Origin of the sequence: Micromonospora sp. NPDC050686 (assembly GCF_040654475.1) — a bacterium.
Lineage (GTDB): Bacteria > Actinomycetota > Actinomycetes > Mycobacteriales > Micromonosporaceae > Micromonospora.
This window is the reverse complement of record NZ_JBFAID010000082.1, coordinates 1-18,882: the sequence shown is the minus strand read 5'-3', so window position 1 is coordinate 18,882 and position 18,882 is coordinate 1. Positions and strand designations below refer to the sequence as shown.

At 68.0% G+C, this 18,882-nt stretch carries 19 protein-coding genes, 1 tRNA gene and 2 pseudogenes; 11 read left to right on the top strand and 11 right to left on the bottom strand.

Annotated elements, in window-relative coordinates:
- Positions 1-248: 248 nt before the first annotated feature.
- A pseudogene (locus AB0H57_RS30815) lies at positions 249-968 on the top strand (IS5/IS1182 family transposase).
- Between the two features lie 473 nt (positions 969-1,441).
- A complete protein-coding gene (locus AB0H57_RS30810) occupies positions 1,442-2,269 on the top strand; it encodes an alpha/beta hydrolase (RefSeq protein ID WP_357512185.1) in 828 nt (275 codons plus the stop codon).
- Positions 2,270-2,374: 105 nt separating this feature from the next.
- On the opposite strand, the gene AB0H57_RS30805 is transcribed toward AB0H57_RS30810, so the two are convergent.
- The 3 genes from AB0H57_RS30805 to AB0H57_RS30795 all read right to left on the bottom strand — a co-directional run bounded on the left by AB0H57_RS30805 (position 2,375) and on the right by AB0H57_RS30795 (position 3,855).
- Complete coding sequence (locus AB0H57_RS30805; protein WP_357512184.1) at positions 2,375-2,977, bottom strand: transposase; 603 nt, start codon at positions 2,975-2,977, stop codon at positions 2,375-2,377.
- 237 nt (positions 2,978-3,214) lie between these two features.
- On the bottom strand, positions 3,215-3,613 hold the full coding sequence (locus tag AB0H57_RS30800; protein ID WP_357512183.1) for a PIN domain-containing protein: 399 nt from the start codon (positions 3,611-3,613) through the stop codon (positions 3,215-3,217).
- Positions 3,598-3,855: a type II toxin-antitoxin system prevent-host-death family antitoxin gene (locus AB0H57_RS30795; RefSeq protein ID WP_357512182.1), complete on the bottom strand. Its 258-nt coding sequence runs from the start codon at positions 3,853-3,855 to the stop codon at positions 3,598-3,600. The genes AB0H57_RS30800 and AB0H57_RS30795 overlap by 16 nt, the downstream gene beginning before the upstream one ends.
- Positions 3,856-4,066: 211 nt before the next feature.
- On the opposite strand from AB0H57_RS30795, the gene AB0H57_RS30790 reads away from it, so the two are divergent.
- Entirely contained in the window at positions 4,067-5,314 is a 1,248-nt protein-coding gene (locus AB0H57_RS30790) for a hypothetical protein (RefSeq protein ID WP_357512181.1), read from the top strand.
- Positions 5,315-5,667: 353 nt separating this feature from the next.
- Here the strand turns inward: AB0H57_RS30790 and AB0H57_RS30785 are convergent, their stop codons facing one another.
- Entirely contained in the window at positions 5,668-6,078 is a 411-nt protein-coding gene (locus AB0H57_RS30785; RefSeq protein WP_357512180.1) for a type II toxin-antitoxin system VapC family toxin, read from the bottom strand.
- The gene (locus AB0H57_RS30780) at positions 6,075-6,353 is read right to left on the bottom strand and encodes a type II toxin-antitoxin system prevent-host-death family antitoxin (RefSeq protein WP_107157928.1); all 279 of its coding nucleotides are present in this window, start codon (positions 6,351-6,353) and stop codon (positions 6,075-6,077) included. Before AB0H57_RS30780 ends, AB0H57_RS30785 begins: the two co-directional genes overlap by 4 nt.
- 371 nt (positions 6,354-6,724) lie before the next feature.
- Between AB0H57_RS30780 and AB0H57_RS30775 the strand changes: the two genes are divergently transcribed.
- A complete protein-coding gene (locus tag AB0H57_RS30775) occupies positions 6,725-7,009 on the top strand; it encodes a type II toxin-antitoxin system Phd/YefM family antitoxin (RefSeq protein ID WP_357512179.1) in 285 nt (94 codons plus the stop codon).
- Complete coding sequence (locus AB0H57_RS30770; protein WP_357512178.1) at positions 7,009-7,320, top strand: type II toxin-antitoxin system RelE/ParE family toxin; 312 nt, start codon at positions 7,009-7,011, stop codon at positions 7,318-7,320. Before AB0H57_RS30775 ends, AB0H57_RS30770 begins: the two co-directional genes overlap by 1 nt.
- A gap of 188 nt (positions 7,321-7,508) precedes the next feature.
- On the opposite strand, the gene AB0H57_RS30765 is transcribed toward AB0H57_RS30770, so the two are convergent.
- Together AB0H57_RS30765 and AB0H57_RS30760 are read right to left on the bottom strand one after the other, a co-directional pair.
- The gene (locus AB0H57_RS30765; protein WP_357512177.1) at positions 7,509-8,006 is read right to left on the bottom strand and encodes a TraR/DksA C4-type zinc finger protein; all 498 of its coding nucleotides are present in this window, start codon (positions 8,004-8,006) and stop codon (positions 7,509-7,511) included.
- Between the two features lie 121 nt (positions 8,007-8,127).
- A complete protein-coding gene (locus tag AB0H57_RS30760; protein WP_357512176.1) occupies positions 8,128-9,390 on the bottom strand; it encodes an FAD-dependent oxidoreductase in 1,263 nt (420 codons plus the stop codon).
- Positions 9,391-9,523: 133 nt separating this feature from the next.
- Here AB0H57_RS30760 and AB0H57_RS30755 point away from each other — a divergent pair, with 133 nt between their 5' ends.
- Entirely contained in the window at positions 9,524-11,098 is a 1,575-nt protein-coding gene (locus tag AB0H57_RS30755; RefSeq protein ID WP_357512175.1) for a helix-turn-helix domain-containing protein, read from the top strand.
- An 85-nt stretch (positions 11,099-11,183) separates the two neighbouring features.
- Here the strand turns inward: AB0H57_RS30755 and AB0H57_RS30750 are convergent.
- A pseudogene (locus AB0H57_RS30750) lies at positions 11,184-11,673 on the bottom strand (IS5 family transposase); the annotation flags it as partial.
- A 115-nt stretch (positions 11,674-11,788) separates the two neighbouring features.
- Here AB0H57_RS30750 and AB0H57_RS30745 point away from each other — a divergent pair.
- The 5 genes from AB0H57_RS30745 (at position 11,789) to AB0H57_RS30725 (ending at position 16,430) form a co-directional block, all read left to right on the top strand.
- Positions 11,789-12,346 (top strand): dihydrofolate reductase family protein, encoded by a 558-nt coding sequence (locus AB0H57_RS30745; RefSeq protein WP_357512174.1) that lies wholly within the window; start codon positions 11,789-11,791, stop codon positions 12,344-12,346.
- Positions 12,347-13,123: 777 nt separating this feature from the next.
- Positions 13,124-13,390, top strand: a complete 267-nt coding sequence (locus AB0H57_RS30740; protein WP_357512173.1) for a hypothetical protein — start codon at positions 13,124-13,126, stop codon at positions 13,388-13,390.
- A 497-nt stretch (positions 13,391-13,887) separates the two neighbouring features.
- Positions 13,888-13,985: transfer RNA gene (locus AB0H57_RS30735), tRNA-Lys, on the top strand.
- A 369-nt stretch (positions 13,986-14,354) separates the two neighbouring features.
- On the top strand, positions 14,355-15,626 hold the full coding sequence (locus AB0H57_RS30730; RefSeq protein WP_357512172.1) for a PIN domain-containing protein: 1,272 nt from the start codon (positions 14,355-14,357) through the stop codon (positions 15,624-15,626).
- A gap of 36 nt (positions 15,627-15,662) precedes the next feature.
- Entirely contained in the window at positions 15,663-16,430 is a 768-nt protein-coding gene (locus AB0H57_RS30725) for a toll/interleukin-1 receptor domain-containing protein (protein ID WP_357512186.1), read from the top strand.
- A gap of 183 nt (positions 16,431-16,613) precedes the next feature.
- Here AB0H57_RS30725 and AB0H57_RS30720 read toward each other — a convergent pair whose 3' ends face one another.
- From AB0H57_RS30720 to AB0H57_RS30710, 3 genes are read right to left on the bottom strand one after another with little or no spacing between them, the layout of a single operon-like run.
- Positions 16,614-17,462, bottom strand: a complete 849-nt coding sequence (locus tag AB0H57_RS30720) for an aminoglycoside phosphotransferase family protein (protein WP_357512171.1) — start codon at positions 17,460-17,462, stop codon at positions 16,614-16,616.
- A complete protein-coding gene (locus AB0H57_RS30715) occupies positions 17,455-18,108 on the bottom strand; it encodes a histidine phosphatase family protein (protein WP_357512170.1) in 654 nt (217 codons plus the stop codon). Before AB0H57_RS30715 ends, AB0H57_RS30720 begins: the two co-directional genes overlap by 8 nt.
- 15 nt (positions 18,109-18,123) lie before the next feature.
- A complete protein-coding gene (locus AB0H57_RS30710) occupies positions 18,124-18,804 on the bottom strand; it encodes a phosphotransferase (protein ID WP_357512169.1) in 681 nt (226 codons plus the stop codon).
- Positions 18,805-18,882: the final 78 nt, after the last annotated feature.

The following is an 18,882-nucleotide window of genomic DNA, read 5'->3' as shown; positions in this document are numbered from 1 at the left end:
CAGCGCGCGACGGGTGGAATCACCCAGGGCCTTAAACACCAGCTCCACGCTACCAAGATAGGAAACCATTTGGTTTCCAGTCAAGAGAGGCATGCTCGCTCGGTGCATGCTGGGATCGGACTGCCAAGCCCGCTTAGAGCGTCCGACAGTAGGCAACGATTCGGACAGACGGCTGGTCGGGGGTAGCAGACAGACACGGGATCTACCGATCATGGAGTTCTCTACGCTCAGTGATCGACAGGAGTCCCATGCCTGCCCTGCCATCATCGCTGTTGAACCCCGTCTGGGTCGAGTTCGCCGCGCTACTTCCTCAGCGGCCGGAATCCGACCCGGCCCACCCGCTGGGCTGCCACCGCCGGCGTATCCCCGACCGCGTCGTGTTCGAGCACGTCATCGACGCCCTGGTCCACGGCTCGGGCTACGAACGCATCGCCACCGCCCGGTGCTCGGACCGCACCATCCGCCGCCGACTCCTCGAACGGGCCGGCCGATCCCCGGTCGACCGGGGCAAAGGCAGCTTGAAGCGCTCCACCGAGGCCGAAGGCGACGGCATCCCTCTGGCCGTGGTTGTCCGCGCCGGCCAACCGGCATGACTCGCCGCTGCTCCGTCCGACCTGCGAAGCGGCAGCGACACAGGTCGGGCCGATGCCCGAGGACCCGACCATGCACCTGGACCGCGCCTACGACAACACTCCGACCCGCGCCCTGCTCGACGAACCGGGCCTACACGGCGAGATCGCCCGCAAGGGACTGCCTGCCCCGATCCAGGTCGGCAAACGTTAGGTCGTGGAACGCACGAACTCGTGGATGAACGGCTACGGCAAGGTCCGCCGCTGCACCGACCACGACGCCACGATCGTGGACACCTGTACTTGGCCGCCACCCTCGTCACCGTACGTCAACTCATCCGCCGTGCCCGAACGCTCTACCGGTGGGACACCCGCCCCACCACCCGACGCCTCAAGTGACACCTACTGCCGGTCGCTCTTACCAAGAACGCCCGGTTCAAGGTCCTCGACAACGGCCGCCTGCGACTGCCGAAGATCGGCGACGTGCCCGTGCGCTGGTCGTGGCGAAAGTAGCGGCGAATCTGCCGCTGCGGAGCCGATCTGCCCTGCCGTGCCCGGCACCGCATCCCCGACGCTCCTATTGATGTCAATGCTCGTCGCCGAAGTGCTGGGCGGGCTTGTTCGGTGACCAGCAATCGGTGGAAGGTTTCGCTAGCGATGTAGCGCTTTGAGCGTGATCTCGGTTTTGGGTCTTGCCCTCGGCAGTGCGGCATGCGACGTAGTCCCTGGTGGGTTGGTGGCAGCGCATCCGGCCGGCGTTCGTGCTCGGGGTCGCGAGTGACCAAGTTCTCCACCGGTGCACGACGGTTGGCCATCGACTGGCGGCCACGGTTGAATCGCTGGTTCGACCCCTCGAACAGGTGCGGAGACCAATGACTGCCACGTCGTACACCCCGTCCGGCATCGCGTACGACCGCAGCGCGCCGCAGGAGGGCGGCCTGCCCGTCGTCTTCATCCACGCGGGCATCGGCGACCGGCGCATGTGGGACCCGATCTGGGGCGACCTGGCCGCCGACCGCGCGGTCGTCCGTGTCGACCTGCGCGGCTTCGGCGAGTCGACGACCCGGCCGGACGGGGGGCTGGACCACGTCGCCGACGTCCTCTCGACGCTAGAGCATCTGGGCGTCACGCGGTGCCACCTGGTCGGCGCCTCGTTCGGTTCGGGCGTGGCCACGGAGGTCGCCCTGACCCGGCCCGATCTGGTGCAGTCGCTGTTGTTGTGCCCGCCCGGTGGCAGCCTCCTGGCCGAGCTGACGCCCGATCTGCGCCGCTTCTTCGACGCCGAGAAGGCGGCCCTGGCCAGTGGCGATCTCGATGCTGCGGTCGAGGCCAACGTGACCACCTGGGTCGCCGGCCCCGGCCGCAGCGTTTCCGAGGTGGAGCCGTCGGTGGTGTCCGCCGTCCGGCTGATGCAGCGCAATGCGTTCGAGATCGCGGACTCGTGGGGCGAGGTCGACGAGGCGGAGCTGGAGCCGCCCGCCCTGGAACGGCTGGGCGATCTGGACCTGCCGGTGCTGGTACTCGTAGGCGGGCACGATCTGGACACCACCCACGACGCCGCCCGCCGCGTGTGCGCCGGTGCGCCCCGGGCCCGGCGGGTGGATTGGGATGACGTCGCGCATCTGCCGTCGATGGAACGGCCGGTAGGTTTCGCCGCCCTCGTCCGCGACTGGACTGCTGGGGAAAAATCCTCCTCATAGACGGACTGGCGGCCGTAACGGCGAGGAACGCCGACCATGTCAAGCAGCAGGTGGGACGCAGCTGTAAAGCATCAGCCGGGACACGGTGCAGCGTGCCTGATCTGGCTAATGGTGTCGAGACCGATGTTGGCTATGCGGAGTTCGTGAGCAGCCGGTAGGCGTCTCGTGCATGTAGCGCCTTAGGCAGCGCATGATCTCGGTCTTGGTCTTGCCCTCGCTGATCCGGCGGGCGACGTAGTCCTTGGTGGGCTGGTGACAGCGCATCCGGACCAGGGTGATGCGCCATAGGGCGCTATCGGCGTCGCGGTCACCACCGCGGTGCAGGCGGTGGCGGTCGCTGCGTCCTGAGCTGGCGGGGATAGGTGCGACGCCGCAGAGCCGGGCGAAGGCGGCTTCGGAGTGCAGCCGGTGGGGGTTGTCTCCGGCGGTGACGAGGAGTTGTCCGGCGGTGTCGACGCCAACGCCGGGAAGGGCGACCAGGTCGGGGGCGACGGCGGTGACGAGGGTGGTCAGGTGGTTGTCGAGGTCGTCGATCTCGGATTGAAGGGCGAGCCAGCGGCGGGCGAGGCTGCGTAGGGCAACTTGGTGGCGGTGGCGGGATCGGTCACGGTGCCAGGTCTCAGAGCGGCGCAGACCCCGGCCGCTTCCTCGGCTGGACCAGGGAGGCCGCTCGGCCGACGCCAGCAGTACAGCAGCGATGTACAGCAACGCTGCGAGCCGAACCCGGCCGAGAAGCGCCTCAGCAGGCCGGATGACCTCGCACAACACTCGATCCGGCTGGCTCGCCGGCAATCCGTAGGTTCAGGGTTCGAGTCCCTGGCGGCCCACGGAAACGGATACCCAAGCGGAGGGGTCCGATGGCGCGAAGCCGCAGGCTGAGGTGCATGTCCTGGCTTGTTCTATGCGCCGAGGCCCGCCGCGCGGCGCTGATTAGGGCGGGCTCGCTCAGGACTGCGCCGCGAGGACGTTGGGCAGGTCGCCGAAACGCGCGTTCGCGTCCCGGCTGAGGATGATCCGACCGGTTTCGGCTGCGTGCGCGGCGATGATCAGGTCGTGTGCACCACGTGGTGTTCCAGCCCGTCGTGCGTGCGCAATGAGTCGGGCGTGGTGGGCGGCCGTCGCGTCGGTGTAGTCGAGGACATCGACCGCGGAGACGATCGCCGCCAGAGCTCGGGCCCGGTCCGCCGCGCGTGCGACGGTGTCGGCAAGTTCGATGCCCACCCGGTATTCGGCGACGGTGATGGCGGCGATTGCTAGCTCGTCCTCGTCAAGGAGAGCTTGGTCGAGCGTGCCGCGTTCGTAGGCGATGAGGACGTTGGTGTCGAGGATCAGGCGTCGGCCCATGGATCCGTCCGTTCGTTCGTCACGTAGCGGAGGGCGTCGGCGAGAGTCGTCTCGAAGTGGTCATCGGGCGCGGGTACGTCACTGAGCGCGGCTCGCAGGTCCTTGCCGGTACGGCGGTGGGCCGGACGTATCTCGGCGATCGGACGGTTTCCGCGCGTGACGGTGACGCTCTCGCCGCGCTCGATGGCATCGAGGAGATCGGAAAATCTTCGTGAGGCTTCGGTGGCCGAGATGGTTCGCATGAAGCGAGCATATCTGATAATCAGATTGCAACGCCATGCTTGGCTGCAGACAGCGGCAGCGGCTGCCAGCGATGACCACTGGTTGGCCTGCCTGGTCTCTCGGTCGGGCGGTGGTGGTGACGCCGGTAGCCCAAGTAGGGTGCCTGCCGTGCCCGTGTCTCGTAAGCGGAAGAAAAGGTCTCAGTCCGGTCGTCGGTCCGAGCGTCAGTCGGTGACCCTGAGGGCGAACAGAGCTGTCCAAGCCAACGCTGTCACCGAACTGTTCGACTACCGTCGGAAGCTCGCCGCGCATCGTGCCGCGCTGGCTGCGGACACGGCCCACCTGATGGTGGACGCGATGATCGCGGTCGCCCCCGAGTTGTCCGATGACGGCCTTGAGGACGTTTTCTGCCTCCGCTACGGCGCGGCGATGGCGCAGTTCGACGATGGTCGACTGGAAGACCTGGTCAACCCGGAGGACCTCGCGGGCACACTGCTGTCGGCGATCGATGAGCGGCTGCACGAGGCGGTGGACTCCGCCACTGACGTCGATGTTCTGCAGCGACTGCTGACCGTCGTCGCTGGTGTGGTGCCGTTGCCGCTGAGTGAGCTCGCTCGCGACCTGGTCGCCGAACATGTCGACGCTGGGGCGGCAGGACAGGCGGCACGGGGGCGGACCATCACCGGTGAGGTGCTCTGGACGTATGACGCCTACGGCAGCCGCTGGGCGGTGGTCGCACCGTTCGCCTCGGTAGGCGGCCGGGACCGGTGGTATCTGTGGGACGTGGACACCTGCGGCTACGAGGTTGTCACCGTCTACAGCGGCTTTCACCCCTCGGCCGAGTCCGCGTTGGCCGCCTGGTCCGGAACGGTTGGTCACACCGCAGCCGAGGCGACCCTGACGGCGGTGGACGACGCGGAAACACTCGGTGCACTCCTGAACGGCGAGGTCGAGGGAATCCGGCCCGGCGGTGAGAGCCAGGAGCAGTACGCCGAGTTCCTGCGCAGTCGGCGGCTCGGCCGAGCCGCCCGGGAGGCGGCTCGCAGGGTACGTGAGCGGGCTTCCGGAGAGCTGACGGTGCAGGAGGCGACTGAAGGGTTCGCCCAGCGGTTGCGGCAGATCGGCTACCACGACCGGCCGGCCGGCGACGGCTCGGGCGAAGGTCCGGCGGGGGCTGACGACCTCGCTGCGGAGTTGGCCGACTCCTGGTTTCAGCGGGACCACCCCAGGCTGTATCCGCTCTGCTCTCCGCACAAGGTCGCGGGGGCGGTGCTGCACCTGCGCGATTATTACCAGGACGACTTCGCCGCCGAACTCGTCGCGGTGCTGCCCGAATGGATCCGCTTCCTGGCCGAGCACACCGGCATGGCGGCGGAGTTGACCGATCGCTGCCTCGCGTACGCCTCGGGCGAGCTCACGTTCCCCGGGATCCTTGATGACCGGGGACGGCCGAACCTCATGGCACGAGTAGCGGAGTAGCTCCGCCAACGGCTCCGCCAACGCGCCACCGTGACGTCCGGGCGACCCGGGCGGTCGTAAAGAGCCGGGAGCTGGGACGCCCCGAGTCTCGGCGCCGGCAGACGGAGCCGGCGGGCCGAGCGCCGCAGCGAGGTCATCGGCCGTCACCCGACGCTCTTGATCTGGGCAAAGTCAGTGGGAGCGGGTCACCGGCGATCGTGGTGGTGTGGTTCGCATAGTGGTGCCTCCGGCCCACTCGAAACAGATACCCAACCGGAGGGGTGCAAGGTCGCGGAAACGCAGGCCACGGCCGATGTCGTGGCCGCGCTGCCGTACGGCGGCCGGACTCCGCACAGGGGTGGTGGATTCGTGGGTCAGTTCTGGCCGGGGCTTGCTATGGGTAGTCCTGCTTCCTTGGCGCATTCGAGCAGCCGCCGGTCGTAGGTGACGAAGGCGGTGAGTGCCGTGCCGGACTCGTTGGTCAGCACTTGGGCGGTGGCCAGGTGGATGGCGTCGAGGTTGCGGAGCGTCGGCTCGGCGAACGCGGCTGCGGTCGCACGGATCGTGCTGTCGATCTCCAGTCGGAACAGCCGTCCGACGGCAGCCGGCACTCCGATCAACGCTTGCGGAGCTGATCGGCGCAGCGCTCTGGGTACTTCCACCTCGACGAGGGCGGAGGATGCCAGCGGCACGTCGTCGTGCTTGTTGAGCCAGGAGACAAGGTCGGCGCTGCACACCTCCTGCCGAACCAGCTTGACGACGGCAGCTGAATCGAGATAGATCACCAGCGCTCCTCGTCGCGCATCGCAGCGAGCGAGGCGGCCACGTCCACATTCTCGTCACCGAGCTTCGGTGGAAGTGGAACAGAGCCGCCGCCGGTGGGGGCGACGGCTCGCCCTGCCGCTACCAACTTGGCCAACACCGACCTGTCGTCGCCTACCGGAACAAGTCGGGCGATCGGGTGTCCGCGATCGGTGATCTCGACGGTCTCGCCGCCACGCACCCGAGCCAACACCTGGCTCGTGTTCTGGTTCAGCTCCCGGACACCGATGCGTTCCATGGACACGAGTGTAGAACTAAATGTTCTACAGTTCTAGCTCCTGGCGTCATCTGGGCTGTCTATTCGCCGACCAGGGCGGGGTCAACGAGGGCCAGGCCATGGCGACTGGCCGGCGGTTCGGTTGGTCGTGCCGGAATCATCGCGCACGACCCGAGGTCCGTGAGCCGGGCAAATTCAGGGTCAGCGGATCGCCTGCGATCGTGGCGGCGCGGTTCGCATGGTGGTGTACCTCCGGCCCACCTCAGACGGATACCCAAACGGAGGGGCCAGCGCCGGCGAAGCCGCAGGCCACGGCCGATATCTCGTCGTGCTCGTGGCGCCGGTCGACGAATGTGGCCATAATTCTGACCAGTCGCTAGAGAGTGGTTGCCATGGAGACCGTTCCGATCACGGAGGCCAAGGCCCGGATCGCCGAGCTTGCCGACCGGGTTGCTCGGGAGCACGACCACTTCACGATCACCCGCAACGGCCGTGCCGACGTGATGCTGATCTCGGTCGCCGAGTACGAGTCGATGCGGGAGACGCTCGACCTGCTTTCCGACGACGTGGCCCTCGCGGATCTGCGCCAGTCGCGGGAGGATTACGCGGCTGGCGACACGTTCTCGATGGACGAGGTTCGCGCCGAGTTGGAACGGCGCCGCGGTAGGGCGGCCTGATGCCTCCGCAAGGCGGACGACGGGACGACACGGGCGAGGCGACCAGCCCGTACACGGTGATGTTCTCCCGGCAGGCCCGCCGCAACCCGCACGAGGACCTGCCGCTGGAGGTCGCGGTCGCGGCGACAGAGACCATTCAGCACACGATCGCGGTCAACCCCAATCGGGCTGGCAAACCACTCGACGAACCCTTCGACGGCTTCCACTCCGCCCGCCGCGGCACGTACCGGATCATCTACCGGATCAACGAGGCCAAACGCGTCGTGGAGATCCACTCGATCCGCCACCGGCGCGACGCCTACCGCTTCTAGGGCCACGTCTGGGAATTGCGCTTCATTGGGCTGGCCTGCCCATTCGTAGCAGTAGCGGACCACCGGCGATGGTCACCGACTGGTTCGCATGGTGGTGCCTCCGGCCAACTTTTTCCACAGGTCAGCGGCCCTTCATGGGCCTGTCGTCTTTGCGCGCGTGGCCGCACAGCAGTGGCCGCCTACCCAGGTCAGGCAGGCTTGACGGAGGTCTGTCGTTGCAGCTTGGGCTCTGGCCGGCCGGTGCTGTCACCGCAGGGCAGCGAAAGCTGGCCACCGCTCGCCGTGGAGGCGTCCCCGGCACTTGTCGCGTCATCGTCCATCGGACTGCTGCCCAGGGTTGGCGCGAGCCCCGACGGGCCCGCAGTGGTCGGCGTCGGGGTGGTGCCGGCTTGGCAGGTGACGCAGAACTGGACCACGGGCCGGAGCGCCAACTGTTCGATCGGGATGTCGCGGTGGCACCTGACGCAGGTGCCGTAGTGGCCCTGTTCCAGGTAGTGCAGTGCCCGGGCGATGTCGCTCAGGGCTCGTCGGGACGCGGCGGCCAGTGCGGAAGCGGCCTCAAGGCCGGCCCCGTCACCGGACGCCTGGCGGGCCAGCAGCGCCAGTTGGGTGGTGTGTCGCTCGTACTGGTCCTCCAGGACGATGCGCAGCACACCCAGCTCGTCCTGCCTGCTCGCGGCGTACATGACCGGTTTCCTTCCTGGGGAGAATGAGAGCGGGCGGAGCGCCGTGACGCTCCGCCCGCAGTGCCCATCAGTGGGGCCGTGGTGCCGTCGACGACGATGACCCAAGCGCCACGACGAGGTGTCAGCGCAGCGGGTCGAACGGCCGGAGTTCCTCGGGTTGCCGGCCGGTGATGATCTGCTCGGTGAGCAGCCTGCCGGTGAGCGGGCCGAGGGTGATGCCCCACATGCCGTGGCCGCCCGCGGCGAAGACCCGTGGTGAGCTGGTCACGCCGATCAGGGGAAGCCCGTCCGGGGTGCAGGGCCGCGCCCCGACCCATTCGTCGACCCGGGCGTCCAGGTCGGCGCCGCGCAGCAGCGGGCGGGCGGCCTCGGCGATGGCGAGGATCCGGCGTGGGTCCAGCGGTGCCTCGGCGCTACGGAACTCCATCATCCCGGCGACGCGTAGCTGGTCGCCGAGGGGCGTGCACGCCACGCGCTGCGCCGGGAAGTACACGGGTCCGGCGGGAACGTGGTCGACCGGGACGCTGAAGCTGTATCCCCGGCCGGCCTGCACGACGGTCCGGACGCCGAAGCGCCGCGCCAGGTCGCCGAGCCACGTGCCGGTCGCCAGCACCACCGCGTCGTAGCGCTCGTCCGCGCCGTCGGCGGTCACCACCCGGACCGCCGCGCTCTCGTCGCGGATGTCCACCACGTCCGTTCCGGTCACCAGCGACCCCCCGCGGGCGCGGACGGAGTCGGCGAGCGCGTGCACGTAGTGCCCCGGGTTGATGAACCGCTGGTCGTGCAGCCGGATGGCGGCGCCGATGGCGTCCGACAGCGCGGGTTCCACCTCGCGCGCATCGGCACCGGTGAGGACGTCGAACTCGATCTCCTGACCCGCCGCGCGGATGTGCGCCAACTCGTCCAGCAGGACCGACCGTTCGGCCTCGGTCCGGTACGCGGCGATGAACGACTTCGCCTCGTTCGTCATCGACGCGACCCCGCCAGCCGTCAACGCGTCGAACGCCTCGAACGCGCGCCGGTTCATCGGGATGTAGGCGCGCATCGCGATCTGCCACTTCGTGGGGGTGCTGTGCCGGGCGAAGCCGGTCAGGAACCGCAGCAGCCGGAGGTCCGCCCGGGGAGGTACGTAGACCGGCGACGACGGGCTCAGGACGGCGCGCAGTCCGTAGCGCAGCACCGCCGGCTCCGGCAGGGGAGTGGTGATACCGGGGGTGAGCCAGCCGGCGTTGCCCCACGACGCGCCCGCTGCCACCCCCGTACGGTCGAGCACCGTGACCTGCACCCCTCGTTCCTGCAGGAACCAGGCGGTGGCCAACCCGACCATGCCGGCGCCGACGACCGCGACGCGTTGGGGGGAAGGCGGGGAACTCATGGCAGGCATCCGACTCTCTCCTTCAGGGCACCTGGGATCCGACCCATCCTGTCCCCGGCGTGACCGAACGTCATTGTTCGGGCCGGCCAATCCTGATCATGGCGATTGGCCTGCTGGGACAACGTGCAGGCATAATTCAGCCATGATCACCAGCGCTGGCGTGGCGGATGCCGTGGGCGCCGCACTGCTCAAGATCGTCGTGCCCGCCGATGACGCGGAGGTCCGCGACGTGACCATCGCGGAACTCGACGACGCACCGACCGGCCAGAGCGGCGACCTGGTGCTGGGTGCCGGTATCACCACGCCCGAGCAGGCTCTCGCCGTGATCGAGCGCTGCGCCGCGGTTGCCGCGGCCGGCCTCGTCCTCAAGCCTCCGCTGGCCGCCCATCCGCTGGTGACGGCGTCGGCCGCCGAGCGCCACCTGACGCTGGTCGAGTTGCAGAGCCACGGATCCTGGGCGCAGCTCGTCTGGCTGCTGCGCGGGGTGATCGATCGAGCCGCCGCGCCCGGCTCGCCCGAGACCGGTGAAGCCGGCGTATACGACGAACTGTTCGCCCTCGCCGACGCGACCGCCGCCGCACTCGACGCGCCGGTGACGATCGAGGACGCCCAGTACCGGGTGATCGCCTACTCATCCCGCCAGGACCGCACCGACCCGGCACGCGTCTCGACCATCGTCGGACGCCGGGTGCCCGGCGACGTGATCGCGTACTTCCGCTCCCGCGGTGTCTTCCGCAAGCTCGCGAGGGGCAGTCAGCTGATCTTCGTGCCACAGGGTCCGGACGGCACCCTGCCCCGCGTCGTCATCCCGATCCGCGCAGGAGGTGAGCTGCTCGGCTCGATCTGGGCCGTGGTCGAGGGCCCCGTGCCGCAGGAACGGCTGCGCGATCTCCAGGCTGCCGCCTCGGTGTTGGCCATGCACCTGCTGCGCCTGCGGGTGCACGCCGATGTCGTCCGACGGGTGTCCGCCGACCGGCTACGGGCCGCCCTGCGGGCCTCCGGGCGGACAAGCCGCGAAGACCTGGGCCTGCCTGACGGCCCATGGCGGGTGATCGCGCTCGGCGCGCACAGCGGGACGGGGGAGATGGTGCACAACCTGGCCCTGTGGGAGTCCATTACCCGTCGGCACGGCTGGCGCCAGCCGCTGATCACCGACGTCGGAGACCTGCTGTTCGCCGTCGTGGTCGACGCCGGCGAGTCGGCGGGCTCCTGGCGGTGGCTGGAGCGGCTGATCCACGACATCGCCGCGCACGACCCGGGGTTGCGGGCGGCCTCGGGGAGCATCGCCCCGCACCTGACGGACCTGCCGCGCTCCCGCGTCGAGGCGGCGGAACTGCTCGCCCTGCACGACTCGCCCCAGCAGCGAGGCCCGGTCCTTCGGTTCGAGGACCTCTGGGCCGAGGTCGTCGTACACCGGGTGGCCGCCGCAGTGCCACAGGTCGACCTGCTCGTCGGCGGACCACTGCCCGACCTCGTCGCCCACGACCGCAGGCGCGGTACAGACTACGTCGCCACCATCTCCGCGTGGCTCGACCAGCAGGGTGACCCGCAGAAGGCCGCCCGAGCACTGCATGTCCACCCCAACACCCTCCGGCACCGGATGCGTCGCCTCGCCGAGGTCGTCACCATCGACCTCGAGTCACCACGAACCCGGCTGGCGTTGCAGATCCAGCTCGCGGCCCTCCGCGCCGGGGCCCTTGCGCAACATCACGGGTGAGTGGCGCCTCATGTGAGCCACCGGCTGAACGGGCGGCGTCCGGCTATGCCCTGAACGGCTCGCCTCGCCGAGGGGCTCTTCGAGTGTCGCCGGCCTGCCCGGGGGTGAGCAGGATCGACAACGGCCGGCCACGTCCGTCAACGGCCAGGTGGACCTTCGTACTCAACCCACCTCGGGACCGGCCGATGGCCTTGCCATCTTGCGCACCAGGCGTCGCCGGACTCGTTGGAGAGCCCCCTATTTGCGGGCGCCAGCGGCATGCTGGTGCGCCCGCACGATCGACGAGTCGACGCTGATCGTCCACTGCACCGGTGTGCCGTCGTCATGCACCTGCGCCACGGCGAGGACCGATCCCACGTGCCGTCCGCCGTCCAGCGGCGCAGCCGCTCGTGGCAGGTCTTCCACGGTCCGAAGCGTTCGGGCAGATCACGCCACAGCGCGCCCGTACGCAGCTTCCACAGGATCCCGTTGATGACTTGCCGGTGATCCCGCCACCGCCTCCGCGCACCGCCAGGCTCGGGAAGCGGCGGCGCCATCACTGCCCACGCCTCATCAGTCAACTCACCACGACGCATCACCGGCACATCGTCAACGATCAACCTCTACAGACGGGGCACGTGTACCTCGAGCTCGCTGACGCGACGCCCGCCTGGGCCGCGCCGCCGTAGTAGCGCGTTAGACTCGCCGGCCATGGGACTCCTCACCTTCAGCATCAACGTCACCCTGGACGGTTGCGTCGACCACCAGGAGGGGATCGCCGACGATGAGACGCACGCCCGTTTCACCCGTCTTTTGGACGAGTGCGGGGCGATGCTGTGGGGTCGCGTCACCTACGAGATGATGGAGGGGTACTGGCCAGCCGTCGCCCGCGGCGACCAGGAGGCGCCGCCGGCCATGCGCGAGTGGGCGGTCAAGCTGGAGGCCAAGCCCAAGTACGTGGTGTCGTCGACGCGCAAGGACTTCTCGTGGACCAACAGCCACCACATCGCCGACGATCTGCGCGAGAGCGTGCAGAAGCTCAAGGACGCGACCCCGGCCGGGGTCCTCCTCGGAAGCGGCAAGCTCGCGACCGAGCTCGACCGGCTGGACCTGATCGACGAGTACCAGCTGCTCGTCCATCCCAGGATCGCCGGCCACGGCCCGACGCTGTACCAGGGCGGACTGCCCGGCACACGCCAGCTCGAGCTGCTCTCGGCGGAGCCGCTCCGCAACGGCGCGGTGGCCATGCACTACCGCCGCGCGCGCTGAATCACAGAAGTCCATCGCCGCCAGCTCACCGGCAGCACGGTGTCCTCTCGCGCTCGCCGCGCAGCGCCGAACGACTCCTCGAAGGCGAGGACGTCTTCGAAGAGCCGGTCGAGGGCTCCGTGGATGTCGCCAGCGGCGCAGCGGACCATGGCCCGTCCACCATGCCCGCTGTCGGCGTGCAGTCCAAGCGGGCGAGCGGGAACCGTTGCAGATCGTGCAAGGGTTGATCGCGTCGCGCTGGCGACTCTGAGCCTGGATCCACCGATCAATAGCGGCCGGCTTGGTGTGTCCGAATAGGAGAGTGCTTTCTGACTTGGGAAGATCGAAGATGCTGAGACTCCATCTGACCAGGTGAGGGGGGACCTCTCAACTGAGGCCACTACACACCCCCGCTGTCGTGACCGCCACGCTCGATGATCCAAATCTCGTGTCGCGGGCCGGGCTGGAGCCGGTGATGCGGCTGGCTGAGCAGGCCGACCTGCACAAGATCGTGACCGAGAAGGTCCAGGTGCCCACCGACAAAGGTGCCAACGCGGCGGGCAAGGTGGCCACGATCGTGGCAGGGATGCTGGCCGGGGCGGACTCAATCGATGACATGAACGTTGTCCGCGACGCGCGCACCCGCTCGCTGTTCGGCGCCGTATATGCCCCGTCGACGTTGGGCTCATTCCTGCGCGCCTACCACCCACGGCCACGTGCAGCAGTTGCACTCAGCCGCCCGGGCGCTGCTGGCCGGCTTGGTCGGCCCGGGGGCGGCTGCTGGCCGGGGCCGAGCAGGTGTGCTTCGTCGACATCGACTCGATACTGCGGCGGGTCTATGGCAAGACCAAGCAGGGCGTCGGGTTCGCCCACGCCAAGGTCGGCGGGTACAACGTGCTGCTGCGCGGCTACAACCCGCTGCTGGCTACTCTGTCCACCCTGATCGCGGCACCCGTCGTGGCGGCGGTGCGGCTGCGCGGCGGGAAGGCCAGCTCGGCCGCGGGGCGGCGTCGATGGTGGCCGAGGCGGTCGTCACCGCGAAGTCGTGCGGCGCTACCGGGCTGATCATCGTCCGGATGGACCCGGCGTTCTACGCCAAGAAGGTGGTCCGGGCCTGCCGGCGGGCCGGGGCCCGGTTCTCGGTCACCGTCCGCATGGACGCAGCAATCAAACGCGCCATCGCCACCATCGGCGAGGACGCGTGGGTGCCCATCCGCTACCCGCAGGCGATCTGGGACGAGGACGAACAACGGTGGATCTCCGACGCGCAGATCGCCGAGACCCGCTACACCGCCTTCGCAGGCACGAAGTATGAGATCACCGCGAGGCTGATCGTGCGCCGCGTCAAGCGGCGCAACCCCAAGCACAAGGCCGGCCAGGACGAGCTGTTCGCCCTGCGGCGCCACGCCATCTTCACCGACTCCCCGTTCACCCTCGTCCAGGCCGAGGCCCAGCACCGCGGCCATGCCGTCATCGAACAGGTCAACTCCTCAGACCTCGTCGACGGCCCGCTGGCCCACCTGCCCTCAGGCGATTCAACGCCAACGCGGCCTGACTGGTCTGCGCCGCCATCGCCCACCACACTGTGGGTCGGCTCGAAGCACACGGTGTCGGACTCTTAATCCGCGGGTTCGGGGTTCGAGTCCCTGGCGGCGCACCAACGAGCGAGGCCCTGACCTGGTGGTTCACACCGGGTCGGGGCCTTTTTCGTGTGCACGGGCGGTGGGTGGTCGCTCGGTGGGTGCTCGGGAGCCGGTGGACCAGGGTGGCGGTGGTGGGACACGGCGCGGTGCTCCGGGACGCCGCTCGGTGACTGCCGGCGCGGGATGCTCGCGCGGCCGGGAGTTGCGGCTGTCGGTGGTTCCGGATCGGTTCGGTGGGCGGTTCCCGAATGGGGCTCGGGCCGAGCTCCGGTGATCTTGGCCAGCCTCATCCTTGCCGAGACATGCTGGCCCGAGCGCACCGCGAGATGTGCTGGCCTCGCTGCCGGGAAGCTGACACTGCACCCGAGTTCTGAATCTGAGAAGGTGTGCCCGCACGAGTCGGACTTGCGTGGACGGAGCCACCCCCGTTGATCATTTTAGATACCAACATCCTCTGGGGCATGAAGCCAGACAGCAGTACCGCGGATCTCCTCCGGGCGCTCAAGGCAGCCGGAGTACGTGTCGCTGTCCCGTGGGTGGTCTTGGAGGAACTGGCCTCACACCGGGCTCTCGCGTACGCCGACGCTCACGCTAGGGCGACCTCGACGCTGAACGAGCTGAAGGCACATGTTCCGTGGGGAGGAGTGCCCAGTCTCGGCCGCGTCGACACGGAGCGGCACCGGACACACTGGCGAAACATGTACCGGCAAATGGTCGAGGTCATCGAGCCGAGCGTGGAGGTACTGCGGAACGCGCTCTTCCGGGAGTCCAACGTCCTCGCGCCGTGCAAGCGGGTCGGCCAGAAGGGCGACAAGACTGGTTCCCGGGATGCTGCAATCTGGCTGACGGCCATCGAGTACGCACGTCACCACGAGGACGAAACGGTCTACTTCGTTAGCGAGAATACGAAGGACTTCGGCGACGGCACGAAGTACCTGGAGCCGATGAAGAGCGACCTCGCGAGCATAGAGGACCGCTTCTCTCACTTCACCGCGCTGGACGCCGTGGTGGAGCGCTTCGCGAAGCCGGCCGAGGTCGACCCAGAATTCCTCCCTGCTCTCCTGGCAGGCAAGGACTCGATCGAACTGCTCACGGACGCGCTGTCCGAACATCTGCCAACGTTCGCCCACAAGAACGACTCGGGATGGATGAGGGCAGGTCTCGCCTATACCCGACTCGGGGACGGCGAGAACGCGGGGGAAATGCTTGCCGGGTCGAGGTGGTTCTTCTCGCCCTCGGTCACCTTCGATGGTGTCTCGGACGTGACTGCCCACAGCATCGGCGGACAGGACTGGTACATGGCCACGGTCCGATTGATCGCGTCCGGCTTGATGGCGCTGCCCGGACCAAACCTCATCCCCGCGGCGAACGCTCTGGAGGCCCGCGTACTCGTGACCCAGGACGAGACTGGCGCACGCCCGTCGGTCCTGCGATGCAAGCCTCCCCGTGCACTTACGGCCGAGGAAGTCAGCCGGGTCCCGAGCGCGGAGGTCAACCAACGACAGGAGTTGGCAGCGCGATTCCTATCCAACCGGCCGTCAAGGCAAGGCTCCCCCGCGACATCAGAATTTCCGCAGCCCGGCTCTCCAGTCGACCTTTTCTCTTCTCTGTCCACGTGGGCCATCGCTGCCTGGATGGTGCGGGATATGTTGAAGTAGCGCCTTCCCGTGGCATCCTCGGGCGGCGTATCCTTTATGACCGATGTGCAGTTGAGGCGGTCCGGAGAGGCTGGAGTAGCGGGCCGTTCCTATAGTGAAGTTATGCGATGCACAGCGCCCAGCCGGGGCCACCGCACCTCCAGCGGTGCCGCCGCTTGTCCCGTCCATGGCCGATCGTCGTACCGGTCCTACACGTCCTACCCGTCCCCGTCCAACTACGCTTCGTCAAGCTCGTCGCGCAGCGGAGGCGGAAGCGGGTCCTCTGCGGGCGGCAGTGGGAGTCGGTCGGCGCGGCCTCGGTGGTCGCCAGCTAACTCGCCCGTTGCCTACACCTCTAACGAGGTCGCGGCGCTGGACCGCTATCGCAGCAAGGTCGAGGCGGTAGGACCTCGAGCCAAGTCGTACGACCTGTTTCTTTGTCACGCCTGGGACGATCGGCGTGGGATCGCGACTGAACTGCACAACCTCCTCGAAGCCGCGGATGTGTCGGTCTGGTTCAGCGAGAGGGACATCATCCTTGGCCAGCCGTTCATGCGGGAGATCGACAAGGGCTTAGCCAAGACACGCATCGGTCTCGTGCTCATCACGCCTGCACTTCTCAGGCGCGTCGAGAGCGGCGGGGTGTCCGAGAAGGAACTCTCGGAACTGCTGTCTCGTGACCTGCTGATCCCTGTCGCACATGGGGTCACTTACGAGGAGATAAGGTCGGTCAGCCCGCTACTCGGCTCCCGCAACGGGCTGAGCACAGAGGAGGACTCCCTAGAGAGCATCGCTAAGAAGATCGCCGAACTGATCGCCGTGTAACGTACCGGCGCTACTGGGCGAGTCTTCAGCATTGCCTTCATGTTGATCAGGACGCGTGAGTGTCGTGGGTCGGGTGAGGATCGGGCATACGTATCTGCTGCGCGTGGGTGACTAAAGTCAGAGGGATAGTTGCTCCAACGGAAACACCAGTGTTGATGTGTGAAGCCCTTCTTGCGCAGTCAATTACATAGATGGTCTTACGTCTGATGGATCCGGGTGCCAGTCACGTGGCCTTTCGGCTCGCGGTCGATGGGCATGTTGCGCCGAGCTCGTGAGGAAGTCGAGAGGGGCGCAGTGCTCCAATACTTCGTTCTCGACCGCGCTGAGCTGGCCGTATACATCGAGAAAGCTCGCGCGTAGGTCTGGGCGGTGGGGCCAGACCCGAGTGGCGAGTCGTACGAGGTCGCGGGCGGGTAGGTCGTAGCGGGTGTGCTCGAAGTCGATCAGCCTGACGGCTCCGTCATCGCCGTAGATCAAGTTGCGGGGCATGAAGTCGAGATGGCAAGGAAGGGCAGGCAGGGGCGCCAGGTCTCGGAGGGCTTGCATGTGCGCGCGTACCTCGGCCCGGCGGGCGGCGGTAATGCGGTCCCCGGCCTGGTGGATCCAGTACTCGGCGCGTTCTGCGAGCCAGGCCGTCCAGTCTGGTTCGAGGCGGGGTGGTCCGGCGGCGTGCAGTGTCTTGAGTAGTTGTCCTGCCTGCTGGTAGGCGCTTTGCTCGGCGGCGGGGTCGAGTTGTCGCTCGTTGAGCGGAACGCCGGATACTGCGGTGATGACGATGGCTGGTGGGTCGTCGGTTGTCGCGAGCAGTCGGGGTGCCCTGTCTCCGAGGGCGGGAACCCAGGTTCGGTAGGCGTGAACTTCCTGGTGGTGTCGTTCCAGGCTGCGGTGGATCTTGACTACAACGTCTCCATGAGCGGCCGTCGAGGCTCGGAGCGCGCGAGTGCCGGCGTGCCCGGGGTGCGAGGTCACGACCTTGGCATCGGCGTCGAGGAGCCGTTGGCAGAGCGCGAGGTGAACGTTGGCGTCAGTCATGGCGGGGTTGGAGGTGTCGGGTGTCGTTGTGGCTGACGAGTTGCCAGATGGTGCGGCCGAAACGGTTGGTCGGTCGCTGCCACCGGGTGACGGAGGCGTGGTCGGTGACGAAGCCGAGCCGCAGGCACGCGTTCCGGGGGAGGCCGAGGAGCAGAGTGTGGGCCGCTTCGATGGTTTCGCCGTGGGCGGCGATGAGGATTCGTTCACCTTCGTGGCGGGTGAGGATCTTTTGCAGTGCGGCGGTCGCCCGGTAGAGGTACTCGTTCCATGTCTCGGAGCCGGAGGCGTACGGGTGGTCGGGTCTGTGTTGAGGCGGTCCCTGGAAGTAAGTCTTGATGTCGGCCCAGGGTCGGCCGTCGGCGTCGCCGTGGTCGGGGCCGCGGAGGTCTGGGTCGATGGTGGCGGGCAGGTGCAGAGCGCGAGCGATGATCTCGGCGGTCTGGGTGACGCGGAGTCGGGGTGTGGCGTAGAGGGCGGCATAGCGCTGGTGGGCGTGTTCGGCGGCCAAGCGGGCGGCCAGTTGCTCTGCCTGGTTCCGGCCGAGGTCGGTGAGGCCGGTGCAGCCCTGCTCGCCGCCGACGATTCCGGCGACGTTGCAGCAAGCCTCGCCGTGCCGGGCGATGACGAGTTCGGTTGTCGGAGTCATCCGGAGGGATCCTTGTCAGGTCGGTTTGGTGAGGAACGGGTCGGGCCAGGGCCGGACTGTGGGCCAGGGGTGCCGGTAGCCGTTGCGGCTGAGATATCGCAGAGTCAGCAGGTGGTGCAGCTCCGCGTACCGCTTCAGGTCGGCCAAGCTGCAGATCTGGGGCGTGACAGCGACGCGGTAGGCGCGCAGACAGCGAGTGATCGATCGGTCGGCGAGGCGGCCGTAGGTCATGGATGCGGTGACCAGGAGGCCGGCCAGGTCGTAGCCGAAGGGCGCGAGCGTCAGGTCGTCGAAGTCGACGACGGCGACCTCATTGCCGTCCGCAAGATAGTTCCGAACGTTCGGGTCTTTGTAGAACGTCACGGACTCCCCGGCTCGGTCGAGTACGGCGTCGATGATCGATCCGTGGATGCCCGCGGCAGCTGCGGCGAGGTGTAGCGGCGCCCGACGCGGGCTGGTGAAGTCGGGGATCACGAGTCCGGTAGAGGTGGCGTGGGGTCGATCGAGGCGGGCGGCCTGAAGCTCATCTCGGTGTGCGGCAGCGTGGAGTCGGCCCAGTGCTGCTGCGGCTCGAGGAAGGTCTTCGACGTCCGGCGCGCGCCCCGACAGCCGTTCGAATACGAGATGCCGGGTGCCCAGGGCGACGAGCGCGGGTAGGCGCACGCCAGAGCCCAGCCCAGCTAGTGCCGTGACCACGAACGTTGACGGTGTTGGTCAGGCTGCGCGGGTGGCGGGTTGGCCCCAGCGTCGTTGTCGTTCGCTGCGGATGCGGGC

Excerpts from the sequence above, each read along its gene's own strand:
- AB0H57_RS30720 (WP_357512171.1), bottom strand. The coding sequence starts at position 17,462 with ATGACTGACGCCAACGTTCACCTCGCGCTCTGCCAACGGCTCCTCGAC.
- AB0H57_RS30770 (WP_357512178.1), top strand. The coding sequence starts at position 7,009 with ATGCCTCCGCAAGGCGGACGACGGGACGACACGGGCGAGGCGACCAGC.
- AB0H57_RS30810 (WP_357512185.1), top strand. The coding sequence starts at position 1,442 with ATGACTGCCACGTCGTACACCCCGTCCGGCATCGCGTACGACCGCAGC.
- AB0H57_RS30725 (WP_357512186.1), top strand. The coding sequence starts at position 15,663 with ATGACCGATGTGCAGTTGAGGCGGTCCGGAGAGGCTGGAGTAGCGGGC.
- AB0H57_RS30760 (WP_357512176.1), bottom strand. The coding sequence starts at position 9,390 with ATGCCTGCCATGAGTTCCCCGCCTTCCCCCCAACGCGTCGCGGTCGTC.
- AB0H57_RS30780 (WP_107157928.1), bottom strand. The coding sequence starts at position 6,353 with ATGGAACGCATCGGTGTCCGGGAGCTGAACCAGAACACGAGCCAGGTG.
- AB0H57_RS30755 (WP_357512175.1), top strand. The coding sequence starts at position 9,524 with ATGATCACCAGCGCTGGCGTGGCGGATGCCGTGGGCGCCGCACTGCTC.
- AB0H57_RS30745 (WP_357512174.1), top strand. The coding sequence starts at position 11,789 with ATGGGACTCCTCACCTTCAGCATCAACGTCACCCTGGACGGTTGCGTC.
- AB0H57_RS30715 (WP_357512170.1), bottom strand. The coding sequence starts at position 18,108 with ATGACTCCGACAACCGAACTCGTCATCGCCCGGCACGGCGAGGCTTGC.
- AB0H57_RS30765 (WP_357512177.1), bottom strand. The coding sequence starts at position 8,006 with ATGTACGCCGCGAGCAGGCAGGACGAGCTGGGTGTGCTGCGCATCGTC.
- AB0H57_RS30775 (WP_357512179.1), top strand. The coding sequence starts at position 6,725 with ATGGAGACCGTTCCGATCACGGAGGCCAAGGCCCGGATCGCCGAGCTT.
- AB0H57_RS30795 (WP_357512182.1), bottom strand. The coding sequence starts at position 3,855 with ATGCGAACCATCTCGGCCACCGAAGCCTCACGAAGATTTTCCGATCTC.
- AB0H57_RS30800 (WP_357512183.1), bottom strand. The coding sequence starts at position 3,613 with ATGGGCCGACGCCTGATCCTCGACACCAACGTCCTCATCGCCTACGAA.